Origin of the sequence: Mesorhizobium sp. M4A.F.Ca.ET.020.02.1.1 (genome assembly GCF_004022645.1) — a bacterium.
Classification (GTDB): Bacteria; Pseudomonadota; Alphaproteobacteria; order Rhizobiales; family Rhizobiaceae; genus Mesorhizobium.
Window position 1 is genome coordinate 1 of the sequence record NZ_RZOI01000571.1, and the last position, 4,029, is coordinate 4,029.

General features: G+C 66.7%; 5 protein-coding genes. 4 read left to right on the forward strand and 1 reads right to left on the reverse strand.

From position 1 onward, the window contains the following. Positions 1 to 679, forward strand: a 679-nt coding sequence (locus tag EN742_RS26905) for an ABC transporter permease (RefSeq protein ID WP_148670278.1), incomplete at its 5' end; no start/stop codon positions are given. On the opposite strand, the gene EN742_RS26910 is transcribed toward EN742_RS26905, so the two are convergent. After that, positions 653 to 1,594, reverse strand: a complete 942-nt coding sequence (locus EN742_RS26910; RefSeq protein ID WP_127405899.1) for an amidohydrolase family protein — start codon at positions 1,592 to 1,594, stop codon at positions 653 to 655. The genes EN742_RS26905 and EN742_RS26910 overlap by 27 nt on opposite strands. 65 nt (positions 1,595 to 1,659) lie before the next feature. Between EN742_RS26910 and EN742_RS26915 the strand changes: the two genes are divergently transcribed. The 3 genes from EN742_RS26915 to EN742_RS26925 form a co-directional block, all read left to right on the forward strand. Then, positions 1,660 to 2,982 (forward strand): alanine racemase, encoded by a 1,323-nt coding sequence (locus EN742_RS26915; RefSeq protein WP_127405898.1) that lies wholly within the window; start codon positions 1,660 to 1,662, stop codon positions 2,980 to 2,982. Between the two features lie 36 nt (positions 2,983 to 3,018). Further along, positions 3,019 to 3,363, forward strand: coding sequence for a RidA family protein (locus EN742_RS26920; RefSeq protein ID WP_126058960.1), 345 nt, complete (start codon positions 3,019 to 3,021; stop codon positions 3,361 to 3,363). A 9-nt stretch (positions 3,364 to 3,372) separates the two neighbouring features. Beyond that, positions 3,373 to 4,029 (forward strand): succinylglutamate desuccinylase/aspartoacylase family protein (locus EN742_RS26925; protein WP_128333476.1); only part of this gene is annotated, 657 nt, incomplete at its 3' end.

Sequence of the window (4,029 nt, forward strand, 5' to 3'; positions counted from 1 at the left end):
GACCGGCCTTGCGCCGGTGCTCGCGGTGCTTGCGCTGACCACGGTGATCGGGCTGGTCAACGGGCTCGGCGTGGCGCTGCTGCGCGTTCATCCCATGATCATGACGCTGGCCATGGCGACCTTCCTGCAAGGGCTTCTGATCATCATTGCTGGCGGCAGTGCCGTCACCGCCGAGAACCCGCTGGTGCATTGGCTCGGCAATGCGCGGCCGGCAGGGATTCCGGCGGGCATTCTGCTCTGGGTGGCCGTTTCCGCGATTGTGCTGACGGTCATGCACGCCACGCCGTTCGGCGCGCGCATCTTCGCCATGGGCGCCAATCCGCTTGCCGCGGCCCTGTCCGGCGTGCCGGTGACGTCGACGACACTCGCCGTCTATGGCATCAGCGGCTTCACGGCGGGGCTGGCGGGCGTGCTCGTGCTCGGCATGAACGGACAGGGCTATGTCGGGATCGGCGATCCCTACCTGCTTGCATCGATCGCCGCGGTGGTGCTCGGCGGCACGTCCATTCTCGGCGGGCTCGGCACCTATGCCGGCACCATTCCCGGCGCGATCCTCTTGGTGACCATCACCGCGCTGATCACCGTGGTCAACGCATCTCCGGGTTGGCGCAGCATCCTGTTCGGCTCGCTGATCCTCGGCCTGCTGCTTCTCTCAGGCCGGGAGCAGGCTCGTCGATGACACGTCGTCCAGCCGGTAGATGCGCTTGGCGTTGCCGAAGAACAGCGCCGCCTGCTCGTCCGCGGAAAGGCCGGAAGCAATGGCCTTGAAGCTGTCATACACTTCGTCGAACGAGGCATGCAGGCCGGCGACCGGGAAGTCGGAGCCGAACATGGCGCGCTTCGTTCCAAAACAGTCGATGCAGTGCAGCACCACCGGCCGCAGGCTGTCGAGCGTCCAGTCATGATCGTAGGCGACGAGGTCCGAGATCTTGACGGCAACGTTGTCGTGCTGCGCCAGAAGCCGCAGTCCGTCGCGCCATTTCCGCATGCCATCAACGTCGCGGTCGATCGGGCTGCCGCAATGGTTGAGGACGAATTGCTGATCTGGAAAGGCCGCGGCGAGGCGAGCGGCATCAGCCAGTTGGCGCGGGAACACCATCAGGTCAAAGGAGAGCCCGTGGCGCGCGAGCAGCTTCAGTCCGGAGCGCCAGGCCGGATCGTCCATGATGCCGTCGCGGGCGGCGAAGCGACGCGCCGGATCGGGGTCCCAGCTCAGAATATCGCGCACGCCGACGACGCGATGGAAGGCAGCCTGCGCTTCGATAATCGCCGGGGCCTGCCGCCTGGCCAGCGGCACGTGCACGACATAGCGTGTCGGGATTCCCTGCGACTTGTCCAGCGTCTCCAGCCAGCGGGTCTCGCCGACGCAGTCGTCGGCAGCCCAGCCGGCTTCGACATGGACGGTGGCGACGACAGCGTGCCGGGCGACATCGCGCAGATAATCCTGGGGCAGATAGTTGCGGCGCAGCGGGCCAAGCTCGCCCAGGCCGCCGCGTTCGCCGGCCGTGGGCGTCAGCCAGGGATTGCGGCCGAGACCCAGGTCCCAGAGATGATGATGGGCATCGATGATCGGTCCACCGTAGGGAATGGGCATGCGTTTCTCTCAAGCGATGACCGGCACCGGCAATCTCTCTGGAACGGCCCAAGGGGTAGCATCGGATGAGTGAAAACACACCGGCTCCGCCGCTCGTCGTGCATGAAAATTTTCTGCTCGACGATCGCATCCGCGGCGTGCCGCCAGGCACCTCCGGGCTGGACAGCAGACAGGTCGGGCAACAAGGCTGGCATCCGGCAGACGGCCGCATGTCGCTGCCTTTGCTGACGCTCGACGAGGCCGCCTTCACCTCAAATCGCGACCTCTTCCTGCGTTATATCCGCGAGCAGGGCGCCGAGATCGCGCCGCACGCCAAGACGCCGATGGCGCCGGACCTTGCCCGATCGCTGGTCGAGGCCGGCGCATGGGGCACGACGGTCGCCGACATCAGGCAGGCCACCGTGATGCTGAAAACCGGGCTGACGCGGCTGATCATCGCCAACGAGGTCGGCGGCGCGGGCGGCGCCGGCCGCCTCGCGGCACTCGCCGGCGCCTGGCCGGATGCCGAGCTTAGCATCTTTGCCGACTCTGTCCCCGCCGTGGGCGCGCTGGCGCAAGCCTGGCGCGCCAATTCTGCCTTGCAGCCATTGCCCGTTCTGGTCGAGCTCGGCACGGCCAGGGCAGGCGCGCGAAGCACGGCTGAGGCGGAAGCGATCGCCGATGCAATCGCGGCGACCGGTGGACGGCTGCTGATCGCCGGCGTCGCGACCTATGAAGGTGCGGCAGCCCAGTCCGATCCGGTGCGTGCCGACGAGGTGGTGTCGGCGCTGCTGGCAAACGTCGGCGACATGTTCCTCAGGCTCCGCGCCCGCGTCGGCGGCGAGGCGCCATTGATCGCGACGGCCGGCGGTTCGGTCTTTTTCGACAAGGTGGTCGCGGCGCTTTCGCACATTGTCGCGAAGGACAGCAATGCGAGGCTGGTGCTGCGCAGCGGCGCCATCTTCTTCCACGATCATGGCGTCTACGATCGATCGCTGGGGGCGGTCGATGCCCGCAACGGTTTTACCGTCAATGGCGCGAGTGTTTCGGCGCGGCGCTTGTTCCGCCCGGCGCTGCGCATCTGGGCCGAGGTGCTGTCGCGGCCAGAACCAAGCCTCGCCATCTGCGGCATGGGGATGCGCGACGTCTCGTTCGACCAAGGCTTCCCGAAGCCGTTGATGGTCCATCGCGCCGGCCATGCGCTTGCGGTGCCACCGAAAGCCGAGGTCATAAAACTCAACGACCAGCATGCCTTCCTGTCGCTTCAGCCGGGCGACGACATCGCCGTCGGCGACGTCGTCGAGTTCGGCATCTCGCACCCTTGCACGTGCCTCGACCGCTACCGCGTCATCTTCGGCGTCGATGGAAACGGGCATGTGGCGCACGCCTTCCCCACCTATTTCGGCTGACCAGAGCCCTATGAGAGAACCTCGAAAGGATCCGTCATGATCAAGTACTTCCAGTCCGGGTCCCGCATGTCGCAGGCCGTCGTCTATGGCGGCATGGTGCACATCGCGGGGCAGGTCGCCAACGACCGCAAGGCCGGCATCGAGGCGCAGACGAGCGACGTGCTGGCCAAGATCGAGTCGCTGCTCATCGAGGCCGGCAGCAGCAAGTCGAAGCTGGTGGCGGTCAACATCTTCCTGCCGCAGATCGGCGACTTCGATGCCATGAACAAGATCTACGATGCCTGGGTGGATCCGTCACGGCTGCCTGCCCGTGCGTGCGTCGAGGCGCGCCTGGCCGATCCGGACTTGCGCATCGAGGTCACGGCGGTGGCGGCCGTCTGAGAGGGAACCATGCACACCGGCCTCGTCCACGCGCTCGATTTCGACCGCGACGGCAAAACATCAGGTCATTTGAGCATCCCGTTCTCGATCGACCGCTCGCCCTATTTCCAGGTCAAGGTGCCGATCTGCCTGATCCGCAACGGCGAGGGCCCGTCGCTGCTTCTGATGGCAGGCAATCACGGCGACGAATATGAGGGCGAGCTGTCGCTGGCCAAGCTTGTGCGCAGGCTCGATCCCAAGCGGATCAGGGGTCGGGTCACCATCCTGCCGATGGCGAACGTGCCGGCTGTGATGGCGGCCAAGCGCTGCTCGCCGCTCGACGGCGGCAACCTCAACCGCGCCTTTCCGGGCGACCCCTCGGGCACGCCGACCGGCCGGCTCGCGCATTTCCTCGAGACCGAGCTGTTTGCCCGGCACGACGTCGTCTTCGACATCCATTCCGGCGGCACGTCGATGGAGCATCTGCCGACGGCGTTGGTCGAACGCAATGCCGACCCGGAGCGTCACCGGCGCGGTGTCGAATTGATGCGCACGCTCGGCATGCCCTATGGCTTCATCGCCGACAACGGCCCGGCGTCGCCGACCTCGATGGGTGCCGCGCGCCGTGCCGGCGCGATCGGCGTCAGCGGCGAGTTCGGCGGTGGCGGCACGGCAACGGTGGATTCC

Bases quoted from the DNA above. Each gene is read 5' to 3' on its own strand.
- EN742_RS26915 (WP_127405898.1), top strand. From the start codon at position 1,660: ATGAGTGAAAACACACCGGCTCCGCCGCTCGTCGTGCATGAAAATTTT.
- EN742_RS26920 (WP_126058960.1), top strand. From the start codon at position 3,019: ATGATCAAGTACTTCCAGTCCGGGTCCCGCATGTCGCAGGCCGTCGTC.
- EN742_RS26910 (WP_127405899.1), bottom strand. From the start codon at position 1,594: ATGCCCATTCCCTACGGTGGACCGATCATCGATGCCCATCATCATCTC.